Source organism: Stenotrophomonas sp. STK17_22, from assembly GCF_051983905.1.
Taxonomy (GTDB): Bacteria; Pseudomonadota; Gammaproteobacteria; order Xanthomonadales; family Xanthomonadaceae; genus Stenotrophomonas; species Stenotrophomonas maltophilia_A.
Map to the genome: position 1 here is coordinate 2,622,545 of NZ_CP197010.1, position 24,375 is coordinate 2,646,919.

Annotated in this window: 24 protein-coding genes; 17 read left to right on the top strand and 7 right to left on the bottom strand. The window is 60.3% G+C overall.

The annotated features are described in order from the left end of the window. Positions 1–15 precede the first annotated feature (15 nt). Positions 16–120 carry a hypothetical protein gene (locus ACSYS9_RS12215; RefSeq protein ID WP_021201877.1) on the top strand — a complete coding sequence of 35 codons (105 nt, stop codon included), beginning with the start codon at positions 16–18 and terminating at the stop codon, positions 118–120. 198 nt (positions 121–318) lie between these two features. On the opposite strand, the gene ACSYS9_RS12220 is transcribed toward ACSYS9_RS12215, so the two are convergent. Further along, positions 319–1,287, bottom strand: a complete 969-nt coding sequence (locus ACSYS9_RS12220; RefSeq protein ID WP_021201878.1) for a GlxA family transcriptional regulator — start codon at positions 1,285–1,287, stop codon at positions 319–321. A 139-nt stretch (positions 1,288–1,426) separates the two neighbouring features. On the opposite strand from ACSYS9_RS12220, the gene ACSYS9_RS12225 reads away from it, so the two are divergent. Genes ACSYS9_RS12225 through ACSYS9_RS12240 form a run of 4 tightly spaced genes read left to right on the top strand, consistent with a single transcriptional unit; the run spans position 1,427 to position 4,989 of the window. Beyond that, positions 1,427–2,530 carry an LLM class flavin-dependent oxidoreductase gene (locus ACSYS9_RS12225; protein ID WP_031269137.1) on the top strand — a complete coding sequence of 368 codons (1,104 nt, stop codon included), beginning with the start codon at positions 1,427–1,429 and terminating at the stop codon, positions 2,528–2,530. Next, entirely contained in the window at positions 2,527–3,405 is an 879-nt protein-coding gene (locus ACSYS9_RS12230) for a hypothetical protein (RefSeq protein ID WP_021201880.1), read from the top strand. The genes ACSYS9_RS12225 and ACSYS9_RS12230 overlap by 4 nt, the downstream gene beginning before the upstream one ends. A 19-nt stretch (positions 3,406–3,424) precedes the next feature. Beyond that, positions 3,425–4,312 (top strand): Sir2 family NAD-dependent protein deacetylase, encoded by an 888-nt coding sequence (locus ACSYS9_RS12235; protein ID WP_021201881.1) that lies wholly within the window; start codon positions 3,425–3,427, stop codon positions 4,310–4,312. Then, positions 4,309–4,989: a gamma-glutamylcyclotransferase gene (locus ACSYS9_RS12240; protein ID WP_021201882.1), complete on the top strand. Its 681-nt coding sequence runs from the start codon at positions 4,309–4,311 to the stop codon at positions 4,987–4,989. The genes ACSYS9_RS12235 and ACSYS9_RS12240 overlap by 4 nt, the downstream gene beginning before the upstream one ends. 88 nt (positions 4,990–5,077) lie before the next feature. Here the strand turns inward: ACSYS9_RS12240 and ACSYS9_RS12245 are convergent, their stop codons facing one another. The 3 genes from ACSYS9_RS12245 to ACSYS9_RS12255 form a co-directional block, all read right to left on the bottom strand. Beyond that, positions 5,078–5,626 (bottom strand): cysteine hydrolase family protein, encoded by a 549-nt coding sequence (locus ACSYS9_RS12245; RefSeq protein WP_021201883.1) that lies wholly within the window; start codon positions 5,624–5,626, stop codon positions 5,078–5,080. Positions 5,627–5,756: 130 nt separating this feature from the next. Further along, positions 5,757–6,761: a GlxA family transcriptional regulator gene (locus tag ACSYS9_RS12250; RefSeq protein WP_031269143.1), complete on the bottom strand. Its 1,005-nt coding sequence runs from the start codon at positions 6,759–6,761 to the stop codon at positions 5,757–5,759. Positions 6,762–6,770: 9 nt separating this feature from the next. Next, positions 6,771–7,142 (bottom strand): winged helix-turn-helix transcriptional regulator, encoded by a 372-nt coding sequence (locus ACSYS9_RS12255; protein WP_021201885.1) that lies wholly within the window; start codon positions 7,140–7,142, stop codon positions 6,771–6,773. Between the two features lie 176 nt (positions 7,143–7,318). Here ACSYS9_RS12255 and ACSYS9_RS12260 point away from each other — a divergent pair, with 176 nt between their 5' ends. Continuing rightward, the gene (locus ACSYS9_RS12260) at positions 7,319–8,176 is read left to right on the top strand and encodes an SDR family oxidoreductase (protein WP_031269145.1); all 858 of its coding nucleotides are present in this window, start codon (positions 7,319–7,321) and stop codon (positions 8,174–8,176) included. Positions 8,177–8,315: 139 nt separating this feature from the next. Further along, entirely contained in the window at positions 8,316–8,411 is a 96-nt protein-coding gene (locus ACSYS9_RS12265; RefSeq protein ID WP_440569408.1) for a DUF3470 domain-containing protein, read from the top strand. A gap of 581 nt (positions 8,412–8,992) precedes the next feature. Here ACSYS9_RS12265 and ACSYS9_RS12270 read toward each other — a convergent pair. Further along, positions 8,993–9,958, bottom strand: a complete 966-nt coding sequence (locus tag ACSYS9_RS12270) for a DNA-binding protein (RefSeq protein WP_021201888.1) — start codon at positions 9,956–9,958, stop codon at positions 8,993–8,995. Between the two features lie 105 nt (positions 9,959–10,063). Between ACSYS9_RS12270 and ACSYS9_RS12275 the strand changes: the two genes are divergently transcribed. Together ACSYS9_RS12275 and ACSYS9_RS12280 are read left to right on the top strand one after the other, a co-directional pair. Further along, on the top strand, positions 10,064–11,140 hold the full coding sequence (locus ACSYS9_RS12275; RefSeq protein ID WP_043033496.1) for a site-specific integrase: 1,077 nt from the start codon (positions 10,064–10,066) through the stop codon (positions 11,138–11,140). Between the two features lie 101 nt (positions 11,141–11,241). Beyond that, a complete protein-coding gene (locus tag ACSYS9_RS12280) occupies positions 11,242–13,206 on the top strand; it encodes an AAA family ATPase (protein WP_024956865.1) in 1,965 nt (654 codons plus the stop codon). Positions 13,207–13,374: 168 nt separating this feature from the next. Here ACSYS9_RS12280 and ACSYS9_RS12285 read toward each other — a convergent pair whose 3' ends face one another. Both ACSYS9_RS12285 and ACSYS9_RS12290 read right to left on the bottom strand, forming a co-directional pair. After that, positions 13,375–14,076, bottom strand: a complete 702-nt coding sequence (locus ACSYS9_RS12285) for an adenylate/guanylate cyclase domain-containing protein (protein ID WP_197621874.1) — start codon at positions 14,074–14,076, stop codon at positions 13,375–13,377. 2 nt (positions 14,077–14,078) lie between these two features. After that, entirely contained in the window at positions 14,079–14,999 is a 921-nt protein-coding gene (locus tag ACSYS9_RS12290; RefSeq protein WP_088428977.1) for a TIR domain-containing protein, read from the bottom strand. 133 nt (positions 15,000–15,132) lie between these two features. On the opposite strand from ACSYS9_RS12290, the gene ACSYS9_RS12295 reads away from it, so the two are divergent. The 8 genes from ACSYS9_RS12295 to ACSYS9_RS12330 all read left to right on the top strand — a co-directional run bounded on the left by ACSYS9_RS12295 (position 15,133) and on the right by ACSYS9_RS12330 (position 24,213). Then, positions 15,133–16,665, top strand: a complete 1,533-nt coding sequence (locus tag ACSYS9_RS12295; RefSeq protein WP_071227354.1) for an adenylate/guanylate cyclase domain-containing protein — start codon at positions 15,133–15,135, stop codon at positions 16,663–16,665. A gap of 92 nt (positions 16,666–16,757) precedes the next feature. After that, positions 16,758–17,540, top strand: a complete 783-nt coding sequence (locus ACSYS9_RS12300; RefSeq protein WP_369332838.1) for an E2 domain-containing protein — start codon at positions 16,758–16,760, stop codon at positions 17,538–17,540. Positions 17,541–17,637: 97 nt separating this feature from the next. Then, on the top strand, positions 17,638–18,009 hold the full coding sequence (locus tag ACSYS9_RS12305) for a Pycsar system effector family protein (protein ID WP_228756380.1): 372 nt from the start codon (positions 17,638–17,640) through the stop codon (positions 18,007–18,009). Positions 18,010–18,925: 916 nt separating this feature from the next. After that, positions 18,926–19,165 (top strand): hypothetical protein, encoded by a 240-nt coding sequence (locus tag ACSYS9_RS12310; RefSeq protein ID WP_126412177.1) that lies wholly within the window; start codon positions 18,926–18,928, stop codon positions 19,163–19,165. A 720-nt stretch (positions 19,166–19,885) separates the two neighbouring features. Continuing rightward, positions 19,886–20,209 carry a hypothetical protein gene (locus ACSYS9_RS12315; protein ID WP_024956858.1) on the top strand — a complete coding sequence of 108 codons (324 nt, stop codon included), beginning with the start codon at positions 19,886–19,888 and terminating at the stop codon, positions 20,207–20,209. Between the two features lie 375 nt (positions 20,210–20,584). Beyond that, a complete protein-coding gene (locus ACSYS9_RS12320; protein WP_049401583.1) occupies positions 20,585–21,301 on the top strand; it encodes a hypothetical protein in 717 nt (238 codons plus the stop codon). Beyond that, on the top strand, positions 21,294–23,144 hold the full coding sequence (locus tag ACSYS9_RS12325; protein WP_024956856.1) for a hypothetical protein: 1,851 nt from the start codon (positions 21,294–21,296) through the stop codon (positions 23,142–23,144). Before ACSYS9_RS12320 ends, ACSYS9_RS12325 begins: the two co-directional genes overlap by 8 nt. 22 nt (positions 23,145–23,166) lie before the next feature. Next, positions 23,167–24,213 carry an ATP-binding protein gene (locus tag ACSYS9_RS12330; RefSeq protein ID WP_072167141.1) on the top strand — a complete coding sequence of 349 codons (1,047 nt, stop codon included), beginning with the start codon at positions 23,167–23,169 and terminating at the stop codon, positions 24,211–24,213. Positions 24,214–24,375: the final 162 nt, after the last annotated feature.

Consider the following 24,375-nt stretch of genomic DNA (forward strand, 5'->3'; position numbering starts at 1 on the left):
GAGGTTAAGCAGGCGATGCAGCAGCGCGCCGTCTTCTTGGTCGAACAAGGGGGTGCCGAGAGGCGGAGGCAGCGCCTGATCCTCGCCCAGAACCTGTTAAGCAATTTGCCCAACTGGTAAATGGCGCGCGCCGCGAAGGGCTTTACCATTGGGAGCAGACCTGACCATCGACCAGTGGTCGACTGCCTGCGAGTTGCCGGCATACCTTGGCGCTACCTCATGCTCGCCAGCGGGCACTATGCGATGCTCGACGACGGCATGGGGTTAAGCGCTGTGCCGCAACGTGACAATGGCGTCGCGCAATCAGTTCGGCGCTTACTATGTCGCTCGGCTAGTTTTACAGAAAACCCGCTTATAGGCTGAGGGCGATGTACCCAACTGCACGCTGAATTGCTGGCGAAGCGATAACGGCGTGCGGAATCCAGATTCTGATGCGATGCGCTCGATGGCCATCTCGGTGGTTTCCAACAACTGCTGCGCGCGAGCAACGCGCTCAGCGTTGAGCCATTTGATGAAGGTGGTGCCGGTGGCCTCTCGGAATCTCCGTGTAAAGGTGCGCCGGCTCATCATCGCGACGTGAGCCAGGCGATCGACCGACAGGGGCTCCGACAGGTGCTCGCGCGCCCATTCCAGCACGCCGGGCAAACGGTCTTCACTAGCAATCTGGGGGACTGGGCGCTCAATGTACTGCGCCTGCCCCCCCTGGCGATGTGGTGGTGTCACCAGCACGCGGGCCATGTGATTGGCCATATCTGCGCCATGACGCTGGCGGACCAGGTGCAAACAACAGTCGATGGCGGCCACAGTGCCAGCTGAGGTGACGACGTTGCCGTCAGCCACGTAGAGCACGTCTGGCCGGAACAGTGTCTGGGGAAAGCGGCGGGCGAAGGTATCCCGAGCTACCCAGTGGGTGGTGGCCTCGCGACCATCCAATAGGCCTGCATCGCCCAGTACAAAGGCACCTAGGCACAGACCCACGATCACCGCGCCCTTGTCGTGCGCTCGGCGCAGTGCTTCGATCAATTCGGTAGGTGCCGGGATCTCCGGATCAGACCAGGCCGGCACTACGACGATGTCGGCATCGTACATCGCCCAGAGCCCATCTGGCACTTCAATCACAAGCCCTTGGTCGCTGCGAATGTTGCCTGGCTTCAGCGCACAGTGACGCACTTCATAGGGAGGGAAGTCCGTTGGCGCGTTTACCACCCCAAACGCTAGAGCAGGCACCGAAAGCTGGAAAAGGCTGACGCCTTCGAAGGTCAGCACTGTGACGCGAATTGAGGACATGGGCTCGAGAATTGCTGTATGGCCCAAAAATAACGCTCATCGTCATTCAGGTCAATTGTCGTGCTGTCTCAGGATCACCAGAATTTCACTCTGGAGAATTGCCTCTCTGTGCGGGCAGTCCATACAAGTGAGAAACCCAATGACCCAGTCCATCTTCGGCACGCGCTGTGGCAAGGCCCCCGTGCCGCTTTCCGTTCTTGATTTCGCTATGGCGGGCAGAGGCGTTTCGGCGCGCGAAGCCTTGGCGGACAGCATCGAGTTGGCCCGTCTGGTGGATCGCCGAGGCTTTACCCGTTACTGGGTGGCCGAGCACCATTCCATGCCGGGCGTCACCACCTCATCGCCGGCGATGCTGCTAGCCCGGCTGGTCGGGGAGACCCAACGCATCCGGCTCGGTGCCGGCGGCATGATGCTGCCGAATTTCCCCCCGTTGGTGGTGGCCGAGCAGTTCGGCTTGCTGGCCTCGTTTGCGCCGGGGCGTATCGACCTGGGCATCGGTCGCGCGCCAGGCACGGACATGAACACCGCTGCCGCGCTGCGTCGGGGCCAGATCGGCGCGGAAGATTTCCCAGCGCAGTTCAAGGAGCTTCTGCAATTCCTGGATGGCGATTTTCCCAACGGACACCCTTACAAGCAGGGCGAGGTCTATGCCGTGCCCGGCCCGATCCAAGATCAGGAAAACGGGATTGCGCGTTCATTCGAGCGCCCGCCGGTGTGGCTGCTGGGCTCGTCCGACTACTCCGCGCGGCTGGCCGCCAAACTTGGCTTTCCGTTCGCCTTCGCTGCCCACTTGGCGGACCAGAACGTGATGATCGCGCTTGAGGTTTACCGCGAGAACTTCCGTCCCTCGGCCGTGCTGGACCGCCCCTATGTCATCGCCAGCTTCGGCGTCATGGCGGCCGACGACGAGCGGGAAGCCCGGCGCCAAGCGTGGGCGTACTCCCACGCCATGATGCGCATGACCACGCGCCGCTCCTTCGTGGTGCCGACACCGCAGGAGGCCGAGGTTTACGACTACTCACCCACCGAGCAGCGGGTCATGCAGATGTGGAACGCCAAGATCATGAGCGGAACCGGCGCCCAGGTCGCCGAAAAGCTCGATGCCTGGCAGCAGCGCGTCCTGGCGGGCGAGCTGATGATCCTGAACCTCGGCCATTCGCAGCGGGCCATTTACCGATCGACCGAGCTCATCGCCGATGCCTATGGCATGCCCGACAATGTGCTCGGCAAGGACAGCGCATGACCGCCCAGCACCATCAGGACCATCTGGCCACGATCGCCCGGAAGCTGGACGAAGCCGATGCCGTCCTCGTGGGTGGTGCATCGGGTATGTCCACGGCCAACCAGCATGACTTCTATGGCTACAGCAAGTACTTCCGGGACAACTTTGGCGAGTTCCGGGATGCCTACGGCATCCGCAATCTTTGCGACGCGCTCTACTACCGCTACCAGACCAGCGAAGAACGCTGGGCTTATCTGTCCAAGCACGGCGCGCTGCTGTACGACGAGCCACCAGGTAAGACGTATGTCGATCTGCACGCGCTGATCAAGGACAAGAACTACTTCATCGTCACCACCAACCAGGACTTGCAGTTCTCCAAGCTGTTTCCCGAGGAGAAACTGTGCTATCCCCAGGGCACCTCGCACTACCTGCAGTGCGGCATTCCCTGCCATGACGACGTCTATCCCTCAGAAGACGCGGTGCGCAAGATGGCGGCCAGCATCACCGACACGCGCGTACCCAAGACGCTGATCCCCAAGTGTCCACGCTGCGGCGCCGAGATGGAGCCCTGGTTCCGTTCTCCGGTCTTTCTGGAAGGCGCGTTCTGGAAGGCGGGTATGCGCCGATACCAGGACTTCATCGAGCAGAACTCGCACAAGAAGATTTTGCTGATTGAGCTTGGCGTGGGGCCCATGACGCCAAACATCATCAAGCATCCGTTCTCGGTGGCCGCCCTCCATTGGCCGCAGGCTTTCCTACTTCGCATCAACAAGGGAGAGCTGCCGACGCATGCGCTGCTGCGCAACAAAGCCATCACGCTCGACGCCGACATTGCGCAAGTACTGCACGACTTGCGCGCACACATGCACACGCCCGTAGCGGGCCTGAGCGCCTGAGTACCCTAGGATCCACGCGATGACAGAACAACTGCGAGCCGCTTTGGAACGTATCCAGGCAGCCGATGCCGTAGTGATCGGTGCCAGCAATGGCTTGTCGATCTCCGAGGGCATCCACATTTTCGCGGAGAACGAGGACTTCGCCGCACACTTCAGCGAGTTCCGCAGACAGCACGGTTTTCACTGCATCATCCAGGGGTGCTTCCACCCTTATCCGTCAGAGGCGCAGGAATGGGCCTTCTTCAGCCGGATGCATGCCTACTTCACGCGCGACAAGGCGCCTGGTGAGGTCATGCGGAATCTGCGCGATCTGGTGCAGAATAAGCAGCACTTTGTCGTGACCTCCAACATCGACGCACACTTCCGTCTGGCTGGGTTCGACCCGGCACACCTATTCGAGATCGAGGGCAACTGCCAGCAGTTGCAATGCGCCAATGCCTGTCACGATCATCTCTACCTCGGCGTCGAGATGCTCAACGAGATGGCTGCCACAATGCGCGACGGCACAGTGTCCGAACATCTGATACCGAAGTGCCCCCAGTGCGGCGGGCCGATGCAGGTGCATATCGAGGTGGATCGGATGTTCCTCAAGGGTAGCGAGTGGCAAGCACGCCGCCGTGCCTTCTCCGAGTTTCTGGAGGGTGCGCATGGCAAGAGGATCGTCTTCATTGAGCTGGGTGTGGGTGCCCGCAACCAGCTAATCAAGGCGCCGCTCATGCGGCTCGCCGAACGCGAGCCGCAGGCCAGCTATCTCTGCTTCAACCGGGGCGCCGAGGTGTATATCCCAGGCGACATCGCCGGCAAGTCCATCGGCATTGATGGAGACATTGCCCAGGCCCTGCGGCGGCTGGCCGTCATGGCCGATGGCGCATCACTCGGTGGTTCGACCATGCGGGCACCAGCATGACGACGAAAGGGGTGCCGGTACTGGATCGGCAGAATCTGAGCAGCGGCGCGTTCCTCAATGCGTTCAAGGATGTCCCCGGCATCGAGTGGTGGTCCGAGGAACAGATCGAAGCCTCGATGCAAGAGGTGTTGGCCCGACGTCCTGAACGTGAGCCGGTCTGGCTGTTTGCCTATGGGTCGCTGATCTGGAACCCGGTCTTCGCGTTCGAGGAATGCCACTTGGCGACCTTGGATGGCTGGCAACGCAGCTTCTGCATCCGCCTGGTGCTGGCCCGAGGCAGTGTCGAGCAGCCCGGACGCATGCTGGCGCTTGAGCCGGGCCACCGCACTCAGGGCGTTGCGCTCCGGCTGCGGGAAGATGACCTGGAGCAAGAACTGCGCATGGTCTGGATGCGGGAAATGGTGGGGGGCGTGTACAGGCCTCAATGGGCGCCCATCACCTTCAAGGACGGCCGAACTGCCCAAGCCATCATATTCACCGCGAACCGGGACAACCCGCTGTATGAGGCGCACGCGCTGCCCGAAGTCATCGCGCCGATCATCGCTCAGGCTCGGGGGAGCCTGGGGAGCAACCGGGACTACGTGTTGCAGCTCGACAAGGCTCTGCGGCAGCACGGCATCGAGGACGGCTACGTTAGCGCCCTTGCTCAACGGTTGACGCTGTCCGTGGCGCAGTAACAGTAAAGGTGCGGGCCAGGCCCGCACGCTTAGCAACACATGGCCGGCTCGCGCTGGTAGAAGCTCACCAGGCGGGCCGGCAAACCCTTCACGCAGACAGGTAGTCTCCTGTCGATTTCACGGTGCCGTAGCCGAAGGCGAAAGCGGCCATCATCGCGGCATGAACCTGAGCAGCAGGCACCTTCACGCCATCGAACTCCAGATCCAACGTGGCGCAGGCATCATGCAGCACCGTAACGGGGTAGCCCATGTCGGCCGCCGCGCGCACGACTGCATCGACGCACATGTGGCTCATGGCACCAACGACCACGACCTCCTCGACCCCGCGCGCGTCCAATTGCTGCTTCAGGTCTGTCTCGCGGAACGAATTGATGTAGTTCTTGACGATGACGGGCTCAGTGCCGACGGGGGCCACGGCAGGCTGGATCTCGACGCCATCGGTGCCCGGAACGAACACCGGCGCTTCGTTGTTGGCGAACTCGTGACGGATGTGGAAGACCGGTACGCCCTTGGCGCGCGCGTCGGCAATGACCTTGGCGGCGTTGTCGGAAGCGGCCTCGATGCCCGACAGAGGCAGCTTGCCGGTGGGCAGGTACTCGTTTTGCAGATCGACGACGATCAGACCACGCTTTTTCATGGAATTCTCCTGGATGGTTCATTGATGAACCTCAATGGTCACAGGAGTCAGAGATCCCGAAAAGTGGCGGCAACGACATCTTTCATGTCGATATCGACATGCAACACCACCGGCCAGATCGAGCGTTAACCTAATCTGCGTAGGTGGACTGCGCGGTGTTCCGAGTCGCGCAGAATCGACGGCGATATTCGCCTGGTGGCAAGCCGACGATTCGGGTAAACACCTTGCGGAAGGCGCCCGGGTCGCCATAGCCGACCTCCCAGGCCACACGGTCGATGGAGTCGGTGCTGAACTGCAACAGTTCGCGTGCACGGCCCACGCGCAGGCGTTGGCAGTACTCGGTGGTCGTCATGCCGGTGGCCTTCTGGAACCGACGGAGGAAAGTGCGTTCTTCGAGCTTGGCTTGGGCGGCCAGCGTCGCCAAGGCAACATCCTTGGCCTGAGTCGCTTGCAGCCAATGCTGCACTTTGAGCACTGCCGCATCGCCATGCGTGAGCCGCGGGGCGAAGACACTGTAGTAACGCTGTTCTCGGCCGGGCGGATCGACGAGCAGCATGCGCGCTGTTTCAATCATCACCGAAGGTCCCAGCAGCCGATCCACCAGCCGCAGTCCGAGATCGGTCCAGGACATCAGGCCGCCGGCGGTGATGATGTCACCGTCATCGATGATGAGGCGGTCGGCATCCACACGAACTTGCGGGAAGCGTTCCTGCAATTGCTGTGCGTAGGCCCAATGTGTCGTCATTGGGCGTCCTGCCATCAATCCGGTTCCAGCCAGCAGAAAAGCCCCAGCGCACACTGCACTCAAGACAATCCCGTTGGAATGTTGCTCGCTCAGCCATGTGGCCAAGGACGGTTCCGGGGATACGGCCGGCGGCTCCGAGAGCGTGGGCGGAAGAATCAGGGCAGACAAAACAGAAGACGAATTCTCTTCGCTGTCGAAGATGCGTTCGGGAGGCATGCCAGACACCTGCTGCTGCCAATGGGTGACTTTCAAGGCGAGCACTGGCTTGTCTTGGTACGAGGCAACGATGCGATTGGCCATGCAGAACAGGTCCGTCAAGCCCAGCACAGCCGCCTGCTGCACTCCTGGGTAGAGGACCAGTCCCACTTCCACTGCTTGCGTTTGCGGCATGTGACGCTATCACCTTCCAGTTGAGTTGTTAGCCGCAGAGAGCAAAGCTGCGTCCGCCATCGCGCTTTCAGGCAATGAGTCGCCCCAGCGCTGCATGGCTTCAAGCACGTCTCGCAGGCTCTCTCCCAAAGACGTCAGTGCATAGATGACTCGCGGCGGAGTTTCTGCATAGGCCGTGCGCGTCACAAGGCCGCACTGCTCGAACTTGCGCAGCCGATGGGTCAGTGTGTGTGCGCTAATGCCTTCCAGACGATCACGCAGTTCCGTGAAACGCAAAGGCCCATGCAGGAGTTCTCGGACGATCAATGTTGCCCAAGGCCCTTCCAACAAGATTAGGAAACGCGCGACGCCACACTGCGGCAGCCCATTGTTCTTGGTCATCAAGATATTTCATTTAACGAATGTGAAGAAGTTGACGCACGAATAACGATCAAGACCAAGCCCCGATTCCGATTGTTCCGCCCCCATTAGTGCAGTTGAAGTAACCGGTGCAGAGGCTGCACCATTGGAACGATTCTAGTTGTTCTCTTGCTTCCAACCAACTCTGGAGAGTCTTGATGACCTACATCATTCATGGCGCAACAGGCGCACAAGGCGGCCCTGTGCTTCGACGCCTGACGCAAGCCGGTCGGCGTGGCGTTGCCGGTTCCCGGCACGGCGGCAACCGTGGCGGTATCGCCTATGTTCATCTTGACAACGCGTCTGTGGACTCGTTGGCCGCGGCCTACCGCGGAGCGGACGGTGTGTTCGTCCATCTGCCACAGACCGTGGAGGAAAACCGCGTGAACTTCGCACGGAACATTGCCAAGGCAGTGGAGATCGCAAAGCCCGGACGTGTGGTCATCTCTACCAGCGGACTCATTGTCGATGAGCCGGATTCGCCCCTCCACGCTCCGGCCAACTCGGCCATTTCCTTACTGATCGATGGCGTGCAACAAACTGGCGTGTCCACTGCAGTCATTGCGCCGCGCCTTTATCTTGAGAACCTGCTCTTGCCAATGGTGCTCGGGCCTGTTCAAGCTGAAGGCATGCTACGGTATCCCCTGCGTGCGGACTTCCCGGTGTCGTGGAGTTCTCACCTGGACGTAGCCGAAGTTGCCGAGCGCTTGCTCACCGATTCCTTGATCACCGGCGTCGTTGGTGTTGGCCAGTTGCCCGGCCTGTCGGGTGCCGACTTGGCCGAAGGCTTTACCCGCCATCTTGGACGCGAAGTAGTGTTTGAAAGCATTCAGCCGGAAGATTTCGGAAAACTAGTGCAGCCGATACTGGGGCCAGCAACGGGCGCTGTGATTGGCCTGTATCAGGCCCTTTCCACTGTTCCTGCCAACACGATCATCCCTATCTCCAGCGCACAGCAGCGGCTGGGGATCACGCCTTGCACTGTGCCGCAGTGGCTGCGCAAGATCTTGGGTTGATTGCCATGCCCACGCGGTGGCGTTTTAAGCGGGGCCTGCCAGCGATGAGCCTTATTTTTCGCCCGCTGCTTCGATAGGAGCTTTCTGCAGCCCGGCTATTGTTCCAGACGCCCATTCCGGTCCGGAGAAATGGCGGCTGCTGAACGCAGCATACGCTGCCACATGGCCAAGCATCACGAGAAAGGGCATAAAGCCATCGGACGCAGATTCCGACAACGACCCGCCGACAAGTTGACGCTCTAATTCTCGGCGCTGCCTGGTGCCGCGCAAGAAGGTATGAATGGCTGCGACATCGGACGATGAGATCGGGATTGGTCAGAGAAACGTGGGAAGCGCGGCAGGTCTGGATTCATGTCGCCGCAATGGCGATTGGGGCGGATCAGGCCGGTAGTTTTGATGTGCGCTACGTGATGAGCGCAATCAATTGGCAGCACAAGTTGGTTCGTCAGAAAGCGGTTGAAGTGCTAGCTTAAGATGCCAACTGCTGCCACAACTGCCCTGAAAATCGACAGATTCTGGGCATTGATCGTGGTATCTGTTGGAGATGGCGGGAGATCAGGCCTTTCGAAGCTGAAGCGGAGCTGATTTGCGGGCTCGTTGCACTCAGTGCTGATTTACATCCTTCGGTGACGGGTCGGTCTCCCGGCTCCCTCGAGCGTGAGAAAATACCGCACGCTCGGGAAGCGATGAGCTTCGTCTGCTTAAAGCAACGAGCATTGCCGGTGCACATCTTGCAGTGGGCTATCTGCAGCTTGGCAAAATTCAAGCGTTCGCATTCAACTCTTCCGCAGCTAATCTATCGCTCGGCATTAAGTTTTAAGCTCCGCGTGACTTGCGCGATAAACGTGAGGCCGACCCATTTTTGAGTGCCCGGTGCCGCTTGCCTTCCTCGGGCAGATTAGGCGTAGAGGGCGCGGTGTGTCTTAGCGCCTCAGCGAGTCGGTTGGTGGTTTCCTTCAGTGAAGTCAGTTGCGCCTCCAGGCTATCGGCCCGCGCGACAACGCCTTCCAAGCGACGCAGGGCCTGTTGTTCGCGGTTGGCCGCCGCAATGCCTTGTTGTTCGCTTTCGCCCAGTGCGGTGGTCAGGCTGACGCGCTCCCGACCCCATTCCTGCTCGGCTGAACGCAACAACAGGCGATGCCGGTCGACCTCGGCATGTGCACGATCCTCGACTGCCCTTACGTGCGTCTGAAGCACCCTCCTCTCCTCCTCGTGCGCGGCAGTGGCCTCACCCAGACGTGTGCGAATGCAGTCCAGCTCGTGCTCCAGTCGTTCCGCCCGTCCGTAGGCTCCATCGCGTTGGCGCAGCAGGTCTTGGACCTGTGCGGCGAGCTGTGAGACCTGCGCGGCCAAGTGCTCCGCGGTTGCGACGGCGGCCTGGGCTTGGGACTTGGCATCATTCTCGCGCTTTTGGCTTGCCTCGCGCTCCTTATCCAGGTCGGCCCGCTGGCCCTCGAGCAGCCGCTCTCGTTCCTCCAGTGCATGTCTGGCGGACTCCAGCTGGGTTTGAGCAAGTTCGCCGGCGTCCTGCAGCGCGGCGTGCCACAGGCGCCGACTCAGGATCGCCACCTGCTCCGGTACGCCGGGCACGGACGCCTCAATAGCACGCTGACGCAGGCGAAGGCCTACGGTCTGCCACCAGGTCTCAAGCCAGCGCGTGACGGTATTGGGTGACCCGGTACCCAGATGGGCGCGGATCCGTTCGACGGTGGGGCGCTCGCCATTTGCGACGATGTCGTCAGCCGCTTGGTGAACGTCGAGTTCCCTGATGCCCTTGGCCACGGGGGTGTCCTCCTGCGAAACGGCGGGAATTGGCAGGCTAGATCTGATAAGGCATATTTATCAGATGTAGCTCAACCTAATCATAGTGCACAATACATAGTACATATGAATAATATCACTGCTGCGTCAGGGGAACTCGTTTCGGGGCTGGTTCCGGAGCGGCTGGCCACTTCCGCCGCAGAAGCGGTGCGAGACATCCTGCAGGAGGCCGAAGCGCCTAACACCATTCGCAGCTACGCCGGCGCCCTGCGCTATTGGGCGGGCTGGTTCGAAGGGCGCTATGGCAGGCCCATCGCCCTACCCGTCCCCCCGGCGGCAGTGGTTCAGTTCATCGTGGATCACATGGGGCGCTCAGGCGATTTGGGGCTTCGTTGGGATCTGCCTGCAGACTTGGATAGTGCCTTGGTGCATGCGGGCCTGAAGAAGAAGCCTGGGCCGCTGGCGTTCTCCAGCCTGGTCCACCGGGTGGCGGTCTTGTCGGCGGCCCACAAGCAGGCCCGCCAAGACAACCCTTGCGAGAATCGCGCCGTGAGGACCCTACTGTCCAAGGGGCGCAGGGCTTCTCACAAACGAGGCGAGCGCCCGGCCAAGAAGACCGCGCTGTCAGCCGCAGATCTGCGCGCAATGGCGGCCACCTGCGACACCTCGCTCAAGGGGAAGCGCGATCGCGCCCTGCTCTACTTTGCCTTTGCTAGCGGCGGGCGCCGCCGCAGCGAAGTCGCCGAGGCGACGGTGAATCACCTCACCCGACTGCCCGAAGGCGGCTACACCTATCGCTTGGATCACGGAAAAACCTTGCAGTCCGGGCCAGTGGTTGGCAGCAGCCCCGACAAGCCCATCCTGGGAGAGGCAGCCACCGCACTGCAGGACTGGCTGGACGTGGCCGAGATTACCGACGGCCCCCTGTTCCGGCGCGTCTGGCCACGGTCATTGGGCGGCGCGCTCAGCGGCAAGGCGGTCGCCGCCATCGTTAAGGACCGGGCGCGGTTGGCCGGTCTGGACGGGGACTTTGCCGGCCACAGCCTGCGCTCGGGCTTTGTTACCGAAGGTGCGCGGCGTGGGGTGGCCCTGCCGGCGCTGATGGCGATGACCGATCACCGCTCCGTGGCCAGCGTGATCGGATATTTCCAGCAGGGCGGCGTCGGCAGCAACCCCGCCGCGCGCCTGATGGATGAGGACTGAGCCTCCGGCCCGAGCGGCCAGCAGTGCGCGTTGAATGTGCCCCGCTCGGGCCCTATCCTGCACAAGACGCGCACCATCCACGGCAGGAATCAGGGGGCAGCATGAAGCTAGTCAAGGCACGGATCCGAAACTTCCGTTCTGCAGAGGATTCCGGAACGTTCGATGTCGGAGAGCTGACCTGCTTGGTCGGTAAGAACGAGGCGGGCAAGACTGCAATTCTGACGGCGTTGTTTGGTACCCGTCCCATCGCCGACCAGTTTGCTTACGACACGGTGCGCGATTACCCCCGCCGCTTCCTCACGCGGTATGAGGAACGCCACGACGACGAACCCGCACCGGTTGCCACCCTGACCTGGGAGCTCAGCCACGAAGACCAAAAGGCGGTCGCCGACGTCCTGGGTGCCGGCGCGTTAAGTAGTACGACCGTTGACGTAACGACAGATTACAGTGGCCACAGCACTTGGAGCATTCACGTCGATCCCAACGTGGTGCGCGCGTTTCTGCTCGACCAGCACGGTGTGGCAGGCGAAGAGCGGGAGAAGTTTTCCAAGATATTGCTGGATCGACTCGTGGTCGAGATAGATGCGCACCCCGAGCCGTCTGACCAATTGCAGGCGGTCAAGCGGTCCATCAGCGGCTTCCGCAAGGGGAAACCAGTGCTGGCGGCCATCGATATCCTGCAGAAAAGGATGCCGGCGTTCTTCTATACCTCTCACTTTGATCGCATGTCCGGGGAGATATCGCTGGACAAGCTGTCTCGTGACACCCAAAGCGGCGCGACGATCTCCCCGGGTGACCAGATTTTCCTCGACTTCCTCGAGTACGCCGGGACGTCGGTCAGCGAATTGCAGTCCAGCACACGCCTGGAAGAGCTCAACGCACGTTGCCAAGCCGCCTCCAATGAAATTACCGATGAGATCTTCGAGTTTTGGAGTCAGAACGACGCGCTCAGTGTAGAGATAGCGCTTGCCCAAGGCCTCTCCGAGGATCCCGCCCCCTTCAATAGCGGGACTGTTGCCAAAATCCGCATTCGGAATGACAACCACAAGGTTTCGGTGCCCCTGTCTGAGCGCAGCGCCGGATTCGTCTGGTTCTTCTCCTTCCTGTCGCAGTTCAAGCAGATGCGAAAGAGGAACCCCGGTGCGATCATCCTTCTGGATGAGCCTGGATTGACGCTACATGGAAAGGCGCAAGCTGATCTGCTCCGCTACATCATTGAGCGTCTACTCCCCGACCACCAGGTCATCTACAGCACCCACTCGCCCTTTATGGTGCCGGCCGATCGTCTTGCGGACGTTCGCGTCGTCGAGGACGTTGTCACCTACGACCAGCGTCGCCGCCCCACCGTTAAGGGCACACAGGTCTCCGCGGACGTCCTGAGCGTCGATCAGGACACGCTGTTCCCCCTTCAGGCCCATCTCGGTTACGAGGTTACCCAAAGCCTGTTTGTGGGAGCGCATACCCTGTTGGTCGAAGGACCTTCGGATGTGCTCTATCTTCAGGCGGCATCGCACGCGCTCAAGCAACGCAAGCGCCAAGGCTTGGACAGCCGGTGGGTGATCTGCCCCACAGGCGGCATAGACAAAGTGCAATCGTTCGCCTCGCTCTTCTCTGGCAAGGGCATCCACATGGTCGCCTTGTGTGACTACGGCAATGGCGATAAAGGCAAGGTGCAGCGGCTGAGGGAGTCTCAGATCATGAAGACTTCCGGCGTCTTGGTAGCCACGGATTTCACCGGAAAGGCGGAGAGCGACATTGAGGACTTCTTCGCACCCGCCGTCTTCGCCGACATCCTCAACGGTGCCTACGGTCTGAAGGGAAAAGGGCAAATTTCCGCCCGGCAGTTCAGCCAAGACGGTGCCCTGACGCGCCAGGTCAAACAGGCCGAAGCACTGTTTAATGTCATGGGGGCTTCCGTTCCGCCCCTGGATCATTTCACTCCCGCCAACTGGCTCATCCAGAATCAGCACGTGCTGGCCGCGGAAACTACGGCCATCAATGAAACGCTGGAGCGCTTTGAGAAGGCCTTCGCTGAGATCAATGCGGCGCTAGGGGCCGGTGCGTAGATGAACCTCTGCCAGAGCTCCGCAATGGCAGCGGGTTCCTCTCCCGGCGCGCACTCATCGGAGGGCAGGACTCGGCTGCCTGACTCCCGCGCCATGAAATCGGCCTCTAACAGTGCGCCCTTTCCCTGCCATGCTGGCCCTGCGAATGCCGGGTCCGCAGAGGGCGCTTTAGACGCGCCAAGCCCAGTCTGATCCGTGAATGCGGCGACCACCCTGCCGGTTCCAGCGGAACGCCTCCCACATCAGAGTCGGCGGCGTTCCACCGTACTTCAACTCATCAGCCAACCGGATGAACACCTCATCGGTAATCCAGGTTGACGGGGCAAGGTCCAGGTCCGTGAGCTTGGCCGCATGATTGGCCGCGCGTCCAACCCAGACGATGTCGTTGCCGCCTCGAATACCCGTGCGAGCAGCTCGGATTGGGCTGCTGTCGATTCCGACGACATGCCTCACGGTACCTGTCCAGTCGGGGTACTGCTTTTTCAACGCTGGCATGACGATCATCTTGACCGCATAGTTGATTTTCAACCCGGCCTTAGCCGCCGGCGTGGCTTGCCGGTCACCCACCCAGATGCCCATGACACGATCTCCGTCGTAGGAGGTGATCTTGCCGCCCTCTTTCCTGATGATCGTCGCTGCACAGTGCAGGAACGCTTTGTAGATCTCTGCACTCAACTGCCAGGCTTCGGTGTCGACCATATTCGTTGAGCCGTTCAGGTCCGCGTACAAAACAGTGGCACGATCAAACTCCACTGCGTCATTGCCCAATCGCAGATCTTCTGGATCGGGTACAACTTGACCTCTCCGTGTAGACCATCGGGTTTGTGCTATCGCCTGCACGGCGGCCGTCATCTCTTCCAGCAGTGCCACCGTCAGTCCCTCGGCCCAGCTTCGAGAATGCGGGAGCGAATTTGTTCGCATGCCGGTGCAATCAAAGCCCGGGCGTCCGGGCCAGGGGTGTATCGGTAGGGGACGGTCGTGAGCCCCGTGAGATCACTGGGAAGCTTCAGCTTGTCTTCGCGCGGCTCCATCAAGAAGGCGCGCCGACGCCCCAGGAATCCAATGAACATACCCAGTTCAAAGACGACGTTGTCGCGCATGACAGGCCACTCGTCACCGCGGCTGATGACCATGTCATCCGCGTGGGCCACGGCAATGGCAAAGTCTGCCTGTTCCAGCTGGCGCTCGAGCTCGTCAAGTGTGTAGTTGGCGGCGCGGAACACCCCGTGGTCCCATACCACCGTCAGGAACGGGTCGTGCTCGAAGTGCTGTACCAGCAACCGCGTGACAGGGAGCGCCTCCACCGACGACATCACAAAGACCCGGACCTGTCCGCGAGGTTGGGTAATCATGTGATTGCGCTCTTTTAGACGGCGCGAAAGGGTCGCGGCCAGCCGCCGCCAGATGACGGGGTGTGAATCCGCAATCCTGCTGAAATCGATTTCCGGCACCTTTAGCACTACGGTCGGCTCGCGTGCAGTAACAGTTGCCGCCCGCAGTTGCGCCGGTTCGATGGCTGCCATTTCGCCGACGTGGTCCCCAGCCCTTCGGGTATTAACCACTTTGCCGTTGACCAGCACGTCCACGGAGCCGGAGACAATGAAGAAAACGTCGGTCTCTGGGGCGCCCTGAGTGATAAAGGCCTGCCCTGTCCCCACGTCGAGCAATTCCCCGGCCTGTGCCAGCTGGGCTGCGGCCGCGTCCAAGCCGGCCAGCAGGCGGAACTCAGCCAAGGCGGCGATCAGTCGCCTGCCATCATCCGCCGCGAGGCGCTCGACGATCCCAGTCCCCATACTGCCCCCTTGAAAGTGTGAACTGGGTCCCAATATACGCCCAAAGGAGCTGGAATGAATCCGGCTGCCAGCCACGCCGTAGGCGACGCGACCCGCCCGGCCTGGCCTCCTCTTGGGCGCAGGGAGTAGCACGATGGGACACAGCTGGAAAAAAGATCGCACCAAGAAGCGCATTGCCACCCGTTACGCCGAAGTCCGCGACGTGGACATCCGCGATTACAAGCGGGAAACCTCGCTGGTGGATATTCCAGTCAATCGCGCCTATCGCGTCCAAGGGGCGCATGTCTACATCGACATCGTCAATCTGGCGGACATGCTTAGCTGCACTGACATCGAAGGCGAAACCTGCCACAAGCGGGCCCTTCGATTCCTGAATCAGCACTACCGCGCCGTCCATCGCATCCTCGTTGAAAGTGATGCCATCCGTGTGGACTTTCACAACCAGCGGCTGCATGCGGTTGTGACCAAGCCGTACGGCGATGCCAACGAACGCGCCCGGATCGAGCGCGCGGTTGCGATCGCCCAGCTCGCCATCGATGTGCTGGCTGAAACGGGCGACTCGGACGCGCACATCCCCAATGCCCAGGTTCGTGTCGGCATTGACAGCGGGATGGCGTTGGCCGTCAACAATGGTCGTCGCGCCAGCCGAGAACCTCTTTTCTTAGGCTCCCCAGCCAATCAGGCGGCCAAGTGTGCCGGGCATGGAGGGGCTGAAGGCATCTACCTGACGCACGGCGCACGTGCCGTGCTTGAACTGCCTACCTTGACCGGCAACAAGGACCGCACCACTTCGCTGACCGATGCTCAGATTTCCGCATGCGTCGAGGCCGCTGCACTCGGCATTTCCAAGTCGCGCATCATCGAACTCTGGAAAGATGAACAGGCCGAGCTCCCTATCGGCGAATTCAAGTTCAGTCGACCGACGCCTCCGCTTTCTGATCTGGACTTCTCCCTGCTCAGCGCGGCGAACTCAAGGCGATTTGATGGCGTTTCGATCTATGCCGACATTGACGGATTCACCGACTTCGTGGACAAGCACTTAGAGGAGGATCCCGAACATCTGGTTCGAACACTGCACGTATTGCGCTCTGAGCTGGATGCGGTCGTACACGAGGATTTTGGAGGGCGTCGTGTCCGTTTTATTGGCGACTGCCTTCATGGGGTGCTGCTGGAGGGCACGTCACAGACGACAGATGCGCAGGACACGGTCAGCACCGCTGCCCAGTGCGCGGGTGCATTGCGCAGCAGTTTCTCCACTGCCCTGGAGCAACTGAGCGCCGAAGGCGCGGAAGTGGCAGAGCTGGGATTGGCCATTGGCTTCGAACTTGGCCCCCTTGCCATTTCCCGCCTGGGCATGAAGGGGAGCCTTCCGCGGTGTGCCACGGGGCGAGCGGTGTTGGAATCTGAAGCCCAACAACGACTCTGCGACGGTGTGGAGACGGCCATTGGTGAAAATGCCTACAAGGCCGCCAGCGCCGCGATACGGACCGTCTTTACCGACAAGCGAAAGGCGGCGAACCTAGACTATGCCGCAGCGGTGGAGGAACTCGCCGCATCCGGGGACCGCGTGGCGAAGGCAACACTGGAGGCACACTACGCTGAAGTGGCACCCGCAGTGGCTCCTGCGCTCGCGCAGCCGATCCGTCCTCATGTGGCCGCGACGTGACGCCAAGGCCTTTGGAGCTGCTGCAGCGCGTGGCACCGGACTACGGTGCCACGTTGATCGTAGACCCTGTCGGGGGGCTGGTTGGGATCACAGTGGTTCGGGCCGGCGGAGCCGAGTACGCATTTAGATTGCTCGTCTCCGTTGCAGGCGAGCACGTCTCAGTGCGCGAGATCGCCGACCCCGGCATGCTGCCGGGGTTCTGTCCCGATCGGCATATCAACGGTGACCGTAGCTTCTGCCTCGGCTGGGGAGAAGACAATCCGAGCCGGATCCAAGACGAAGCAGCAGCGAGGCATTGGTGGGCCACGGTCTACCAGTACCTGACCTACCAGATCGGCGCGAACGCCCGCCGGGTCTTTCCTGGAGCGGAGAACGGCCGCGCGCACGGTCGTGCTGCGCAGCATCAGGCCAATGCTGAGCAGGCAGCCGAACGACTGGGTCCGGCATTCAAGGCAGATGTGCTCGCGGGGCAGTTCATGGTCCGCAAGGATTCGCGCCCTCAGAAGCGGAGGCTCGAGCTCTGGCACGGCAAACTACTCCTTGCTCGGGTGTCGACGCGCACTGAAACCTTGGTCGGGAGACCCCCAGTCTGCCCATGTGGCCGCGATCCTGACGGTGCGATCACTGCATGTGGCGACCACGCTGCGGCCCTGGTCACTTTCATCTTGGAACAGCACCGATGTGCGCTGGCCGACACAGCTTTCCTTGAGGATTGTGCGGCTGCAGGAGCGCGCTGCTGCGGAACGCTGGACATCTGCGGTCTTCGATCTGCCATCAAACGAACACAAACCGTATCCCTCAAGACAGAGAACTCACCCCGTGCAAGAACCTCAAAATTCTGGCGGCCACCCGCCAAATCAAAGCGACCGCGTTAGTGCCGCTTGGCAGCAGCTGAATTTGGTCTTGGGCTTCTTCTCCCGTGTAGACACAAAACTCTCGGTCGGCCTGGGTATCAACCTGGGCATGCTTGCCATGATCGCGACGCGGCTGCCGAAACTTGATGAACTAACGGCCCTGATCTCGGTTGTGGGCGTTTTGTTCCTTACACCGCTTACTGTTAGCTTCTGGCACCTGTGGTACGGATATTTTCCGGAACTGCGAGGCGGGTCAAATTCGCTCATCTTCTTTGAACGGGTGTCGAGCATGGCCGAGCACGAGTTCTTGCAGAAGTGCGCGGAGCGTACGCTGATGGAGTTCGAGGAAGACCTCCTGGGTCAATGTTGGCGCAATTCCAAGATTCTCTCGTCAAAATTCAGCTGTTTGAAGTACGCGTACATTGCCACTGTTCTGGCAATCGCCCCATGGATGGCACTCATCGTTGTGCTGCCTCCGCCGGCAAAGTGACACACAAGTGGCTTCTGCTCATCCAGTTGTTGAGCCGGAGCCCCGGGCAGCGCTGACAGGGCCGGGCCTTCCGGCCCAAGTCGGCCCAAGGTGAGAAACGGTGCTGGCCATTGCCGGAGTTTGGCCATCGGCTATCACACGCACGTCGCAGTTAGCTCCCTTTCGGAAGGGGATGCCAGCCTAGACGTGCAGCAAACTCACGACGATAGACGGTGTCAATCTGGGGCGGGGCTCGCCGGACGTACTCTTCTGCGAGCGTCGCAGTTTGCCCTGAGAGGCTTGCGAGGTAGGCAACTGCTTCTTCCACTGATGGGACGCGTTGATTTTCCCCGTTGAACTTCGGTGGCAGCGCCGTCCATAGCACAGTGGTAATCCCGCGAGCAGCGGCCCAGTCAGCGAGCCCAGGAATACTCGCCGGTGCTGGACAGCCATGTGTCCAGACCCCCAAGTGTCGCTCCATGTTCTTTGAGGGAATGGCTTCCCGCTCACGCAAGGCTCGCTTGGCGTCGCCCTCGTCGTCGGTACCAGCCTCAACCCAGAAGGAGGTGACAGCAGACGCGGCCGCATGCATGACCAACGTAAGCCGTCCATTGCCGGATTGCCTTAAAAACTCTACGCAAACCGTTGGCCCGTCTGCCAGCCACTGTCCACGAACCGGTAGACCGTCGGGTTGCCATACCAGCGACCCCCAACCAAGATAGGCAATCATCTTGAGCCTCTACTCGACTGCGACAGCCGTGCCGCCCACCACAAGCGGCTCATTTCGTAATCGGTCGAGCCTTTAGTCTCTGCGCTCACCATCCTGGATGCCTCCTCGTCTCAACAAGACTCTGTATTGATAGCGCTACCGCGCCATCTGCCGCGATGTTGCGCTGCAGGGTCCGACGCCGGGCGAGAAGAAGCGCAAAGACGGAGCATGCTGCTGATTGCGGACTACCCGCAAGAGCGGGTGACGCATGCCTGGGAGATAGTCGAACCCGCTGTCTTCAAGCTCAAGTACGAGGCGGGAGAGAACCTCATGCTGCAGGAGCAAGCGGCGTCGCGACGATGCAATCCGAACACCCCGGCACCCTGTGAAAGGAAGCACGAAATGGCTGAAGTACCAGAACAGCTCTTCGGCAATAAGCTGGATGGGACTATCCTGCCCCACCAGTAGCAGGCAATCGTGCAGTGCACGCCCCAAGGCAAAGCAGTCATGCCGTCTGCCCTGCTCATGGGCGACCCTCAACATCACCACTAGTGCCGCCAGGCTATCCAGAGTGCCCAGCCCGCACAAGCCCTCGGTGATCTCTCGTAACCGACGGTCTCGGCGGACAAACATGCCGGCTCGCAAGCTCGCTCCGCTGAACACTTCCAGTTGCACAGGTGCACTGAGCGACATGAGTATTGATTCTCCACAACCGCCAAGTGCCTCGTGGACATTCAGAGCGGCCCAGACCGGTGAACATAGAACCATGCGGGAGCCGGGATAGCGCGCCTCGGCTGCTGCCTGCGTCGCCTGGGACGGGACGTGTTCCGCATGGGCATATTTCACCCACACATTGGAGTGGCAGCCGGGACGCTCCGGGGATATCGACTGTCCGAGCGCGTATGCGCTGGATAGGCCCATTCGGCTTCGCAAGCATTCAAACCACAATCCGACACTGAGTGATCGCAGGCAGTACGGCACGGCTCGGTTGGCGGGAAGTATGCTCGTGCTTGCACGCATGCGGGCAAGTCGCGCCTCGCCGTAAAAGGGTATCTCTTTGAGCGCCATGGCCGTGCCCCTCCCCATTCACCTTTGATGGGTAACGAAACGCGAGTTTGTTACTCCTTCCACCATCCGTATTAGAGGGGCAGAATCAGGAGGACACAAGCGACGGGGTGTGACCACGCCATGACGGAGCGGACCAACGAATCAATCCTGGCCCCGGAACGCCGTGAGATCGAAAGAGAATTGACCTTTCATTTCGGGCCTCTCATCGGCTATGAAAACTTGCCGCGAGCTCTTGGCTATCGCTCCAGCCACGCGCTCCGCCAAGCAGAGGCACGCGGAACCTTGCCCGTGAAGATATTCAAAGTGCCCGGCCGCCGCGGCAAATTTGCCTTTGCGATGGACATCGCCGACTGGATGGTTGGGCTGAGGGCCGCAATCAGTCCGCCGGCAGTATCTGGCACCCCGCAAGATGAAGCGGCTGCTCTGAAGCCCAACCAGGAATGACGCCCCACAACCCAAACTCAAGGGGCCGGGCTTGTAGCGTTTCAAGAACAGACTCAAGACGTCCCCGAAGATGCGCTCGCCGAGCGCCGAGGAGAGTACCAAGAGCCGGAAACTAACATCTCCGAACCCTGGAAATGACTTGCCCCCGTTGGCGCGGGGGCAAGTGACATCTGTTGGAGCAGATGGTGGTGAAACTCAGCCTGTACCCTGAGGCTCACCCTTTTCCTTGACAAAGTCAAGCGACTTCCCGTTCGCGCGGAGGGGTGCGCCCATTTCCTCCCCATCTCATATGGCGGAGGCGAACCTGAATGGGCACCTTGTTCCAATCTCGAGACCGGGCAGACGTTCGCAAGCCGACGGCTGAGGAGCAGGATGATGACCGCAGGAAAAAGCGCGACCGCCAAACCGACGGACGAAGACCGCCGTGAGGGGCATCTGCCCCATTCCCCTCTCGAGCTAGCACGCGGCAAGCGCGACCGCCGCGAAATCTTTGTATTTCAGTCCCCGAAGAATGGGCGGACCGTAACGGTGGCCGACCTGGTCAACTTTTGCCAGGCGCTGATGCTCGAATTTGACCCCCAGGTGGAGATGTATGTTGAGAGGCCGCGTCGAATCACGGTAGGCGAGAAGCGCGACCTTGAGTTGAGCTTCTGGGTCGGGCGGAGGGATGGCACCCAGCACTACCAGTTTGTAATCCCTACAAAACGGGTGGCTTCACTGAGCGTTGGCTTAGTCAAGCTTCCCGCAGATGACGAGCTCATCCACATGGCCTTGAATCAAGGGCTCGTATTGCGACTTGTCCACGAAAACTCTCTGGCATCTCGCGCCAGCGAGGTCGCTGTTGCCTACGAACTACTTCCGCTTGTCTGGGCCAATGCAAAGATCGCGGGGGCCAGGCAGTTGGAAGTGAGGATTGAGGACATGCTCCAGAACGTTGAGCGCCTCACCATGAGCGCATTACAACTGCAGACGGGCCAGGCCCGGTTCGCAGTGGCTTGCGCAGTGGCAAGCCTCGTCTACACCGGCCGCGTACAACTCGTGGACTATCGCCCAGGGGATCCGGATGCCCTCGTGGAGGTGCGTCATGGCTAGGTACGAAATCTATGATCAGGCGACACTCGACGAGTGGTACTCCCCACATCCGGTTGATATTGCACCAGATCATCTCTCCAAGTTCCGCGTGGCCAAGGAAGCACTCACCGCCTTGCTTCTGGGCCGTTCCACCATCACCGCTATATCCCGGAGATATGGAATCTGCCACAAACGCCTGAAGCGCATGGCAATGAAAGCGCCCACGATAGCCCACGATGGCATGCCGCACGGATTTCGCGTATGCATTCCATGGGGCAGTTACTCGACTGAGCTTTCCTTCGAACCCGCGGAATTGCCGCTGGTTCCAGGAAGATTTGCGTGGCACAAAGTCTCCGAAGCTGTGCCGAGTGTTAAAGCCTTGATCGATGGCTTTGCAACCCATCTGCCGCCGGGCCGCCCTCCAAGCGCGTTCGTAAAATTGCACCAACGAGTCCTTGCGGAGCTGAAGCAGCACAACCTGGAGGACAAATTCCCCCTGAACGATCCTGGCAAGGGGAAGCGCTCGCTGCTTGCTTTGCTCAAGCGGCGGCAGTCGGCAGTAGCCGACGTGGACCTTTATGAACCTCAATCGGCATCGAACGCTCCTGTCGCTTTGGAGCAAGCAGTACGGATGGGCCTGTTCGCCAGAACGGAGTTTGACGCGCACCAAATCGATGTTGAATGCAAGATCTCCATCGATATGCCCAATGGCGCGCGTGTTACGCGCAAAGTGTCACGGCTATGGCTTCTCATCGAAATAGAGACTGAATCCAGGGCGGTAACGGGATGGCTTCTCTGTGTCGGCCAGAGCTATGACAATCTTGATGTAGCGCTCTGCTTGTCCAAGTCAATGGAACCCTGGGCTCCCAGGGACCTGACGATCCCGGACCTCTTCTACGCACCTGGCGCTGGAATGCCCGTCTATCAGGCAGCAACGCCGATAGTCACGCGCTCGGCCGCTGTCGCACTGGACAACTTCCTTGCGCACTCGGCCCATGCACTCGAAGCAGCATTCTGCAGGGCTCGGGGAGGTGTGATGATCTTCGGAAAGTCGCACACACCGCGCTCACGACCCATTGTAGAGCAATTCTTCTCGCGCTTGGAACGTGGTGCGCTGCGTAAGATCCCCGGCGGTTTTGAGCCCGCCAAACGGCTGGGGGAAAACAAGATCAGGATCAGCAACTTCTCTCCGGATGCCCATCCCATCCAGATGCACCTTCTCGAGGAGCTCCTGGACGTCATCATAGCCAACTACAACGCGACGCCTCACTCCGCACTCGGACAGATGACGCCGCTAGCGTATCTCACGAATCGCAAAGAGTCAGCGTTTGCGTTTGCGCCGGAAACCTGTGGCCTGGATGCTGCAGATATGGCTTCGACAATCGTAAGCCTGCCCGTAAAAGGCAACAAGGATAATGGGGAGTTGCCCCATGTCACCTACTTGTATGCGGACTACCGATCCCCTTCCCTTAACGATAAATGGGGACTGATTGGCACCAGGATTCTTGCGCGCGTGAATAGGCGCGATCTTCGTTCAATCGTGCTACTTCAAAGTGCCACCGTGCCATTCGGAGTGGCTACCGCGCGAGCGCCTTGGTCGCGCGCGCCGCATGACGAGAGGACGCGAAGGATCATCTGTCGTTGGTCCAAACAGCGCAGTGATTTCTCAATCGCTGGCGTGGAGTGTGCAATTGAAGCCTTCATAGCGCATCTTCGATCTACTGCAGACACGTCCCAACCCGCAGTCGACCAACTTGCGCGCTTGCAGCAGTTGCACTTCGGCCGTCTGCCCGACATTCGGTCCCAGCCAGCTCACATCCCGGTAAGAGTCCCCCGGGGAGGCAAGGTGAATCTTGATGACTAGATCGGACCTTGCGGAGGCCATCATGGCCGTCCGTCGCCTTGACCCCGACCATCCACTTTTCATTGAGTCTGGCTACCGTATCAACACGAAGCCTGTCGAACGCATGGCGGATTTCGTTCTGTACAACATTCAGCAGGGTCATCATGGGTGCTCTCTTTACTCAGAGAGCGGGGTTGGCAAATCCACGGCGCAAGACTATCTAGTCGAAACCGACTGGCGCTGGCTCGTGGAGGACGGACGCCGCGCAGGTGTGGCCAGGGCAATCGTCGCAACCTCAGATGCATGCAGGAGCCCGCTGAGCTTCTGGCACGCGCTTTCACATCAACTGGGAATGCCGCGCTGGTCATCGGCCAGGCCTCACGAGCTGAGGGCACGAATACACAATCACATGCGCGCCGCGTGTGGGCACGCCGACGTACGCAGGTACGTATTGTTCATCGACAGTGCTCAACGGCTCACCAATCTTGAGTTTCAGTGCTTAGAAGATCTTGATAACTTGATGAGCAAGGACAGGCTTACTCTCTTTTTGGTCTTTGTGTACCAAAGTGACCAGCAGGGCATCGAGCTTGGCGACATGTGGCAGCACCATCCGTCACATGTTGTTCGCCGGTGGTTTCTGGACTCAGCCCCATTTCTTCCTCTTGCGGCGCGAGATGAGGTCAGGCATGCCCTGTCGCGCTACGACGGCGCAGCATGGTGGCCGACAGAGGACATGCCATTTTCTAGATACTTCGCCACCGACGCATTTGATCGCGGATGGCGGCTGGAATCTGAAACGGAGATGATTTGCGATGCTGTGTCCGCCCTCCGGAGGGAGGTGGGACTTCCCGAACATAGTGGCTGGCCGATGTGCTCCTTCACATCGACCGTGCGGAATCTGCTAACGAACGCTTGGTTTCAGCAGAGTTTCGAACGCTTCACTCCATCTGACGTCCGTGCTGCGCTTGTGCATGTCGGGTACCTGCGAACCGAGTTCATTCGCATGCGCGAGAAGATGTCCGACAAGGCAATCGCCATCATTGAGAAGATACAGAATACGGCAAACCAGGTAGGGGGAAGCAATGAATAGCTCTCGCGCCGTAAATCCTTCTACGCCTCGGATTGTCGGCGCAGAGCATGAGTTCTATCCATACATATCGGGCTACGGCGTGCTGCAGCGGATCGTTGCACTGGGCATGCCAACAAGTGAGCAACTCATGATCATGGGGGTGAGGCGTAAGACTGGGCGCTC

Coding starts and splice junctions, on each gene's coding strand:
- ACSYS9_RS12215 (WP_021201877.1), top strand. CDS start 16: ATGCAGCAGCGCGCCGTCTTCTTGGTCGAACAAGGGGGTGCCGAGAGG.
- ACSYS9_RS12220 (WP_021201878.1), bottom strand. CDS start 1,287: ATGTCCTCAATTCGCGTCACAGTGCTGACCTTCGAAGGCGTCAGCCTT.
- ACSYS9_RS12225 (WP_031269137.1), top strand. CDS start 1,427: ATGACCCAGTCCATCTTCGGCACGCGCTGTGGCAAGGCCCCCGTGCCG.
- ACSYS9_RS12230 (WP_021201880.1), top strand. CDS start 2,527: ATGACCGCCCAGCACCATCAGGACCATCTGGCCACGATCGCCCGGAAG.
- ACSYS9_RS12235 (WP_021201881.1), top strand. CDS start 3,425: ATGACAGAACAACTGCGAGCCGCTTTGGAACGTATCCAGGCAGCCGAT.
- ACSYS9_RS12240 (WP_021201882.1), top strand. CDS start 4,309: ATGACGACGAAAGGGGTGCCGGTACTGGATCGGCAGAATCTGAGCAGC.
- ACSYS9_RS12245 (WP_021201883.1), bottom strand. CDS start 5,626: ATGAAAAAGCGTGGTCTGATCGTCGTCGATCTGCAAAACGAGTACCTG.
- ACSYS9_RS12250 (WP_031269143.1), bottom strand. CDS start 6,761: ATGCCGCAAACGCAAGCAGTGGAAGTGGGACTGGTCCTCTACCCAGGA.
- ACSYS9_RS12255 (WP_021201885.1), bottom strand. CDS start 7,142: ATGACCAAGAACAATGGGCTGCCGCAGTGTGGCGTCGCGCGTTTCCTA.
- ACSYS9_RS12260 (WP_031269145.1), top strand. CDS start 7,319: ATGACCTACATCATTCATGGCGCAACAGGCGCACAAGGCGGCCCTGTG.
- ACSYS9_RS12275 (WP_043033496.1), top strand. CDS start 10,064: ATGAATAATATCACTGCTGCGTCAGGGGAACTCGTTTCGGGGCTGGTT.
- ACSYS9_RS12280 (WP_024956865.1), top strand. CDS start 11,242: ATGAAGCTAGTCAAGGCACGGATCCGAAACTTCCGTTCTGCAGAGGAT.
- ACSYS9_RS12290 (WP_088428977.1), bottom strand. CDS start 14,999: ATGGGGACTGGGATCGTCGAGCGCCTCGCGGCGGATGATGGCAGGCGA.
- ACSYS9_RS12295 (WP_071227354.1), top strand. CDS start 15,133: ATGGGACACAGCTGGAAAAAAGATCGCACCAAGAAGCGCATTGCCACC.
- ACSYS9_RS12305 (WP_228756380.1), top strand. CDS start 17,638: ATGATCGCGACGCGGCTGCCGAAACTTGATGAACTAACGGCCCTGATC.
- ACSYS9_RS12310 (WP_126412177.1), top strand. CDS start 18,926: ATGCTGCTGATTGCGGACTACCCGCAAGAGCGGGTGACGCATGCCTGG.
- ACSYS9_RS12315 (WP_024956858.1), top strand. CDS start 19,886: ATGACGGAGCGGACCAACGAATCAATCCTGGCCCCGGAACGCCGTGAG.
- ACSYS9_RS12320 (WP_049401583.1), top strand. CDS start 20,585: ATGACCGCAGGAAAAAGCGCGACCGCCAAACCGACGGACGAAGACCGC.
- ACSYS9_RS12325 (WP_024956856.1), top strand. CDS start 21,294: ATGGCTAGGTACGAAATCTATGATCAGGCGACACTCGACGAGTGGTAC.
- ACSYS9_RS12330 (WP_072167141.1), top strand. CDS start 23,167: ATGGCCGTCCGTCGCCTTGACCCCGACCATCCACTTTTCATTGAGTCT.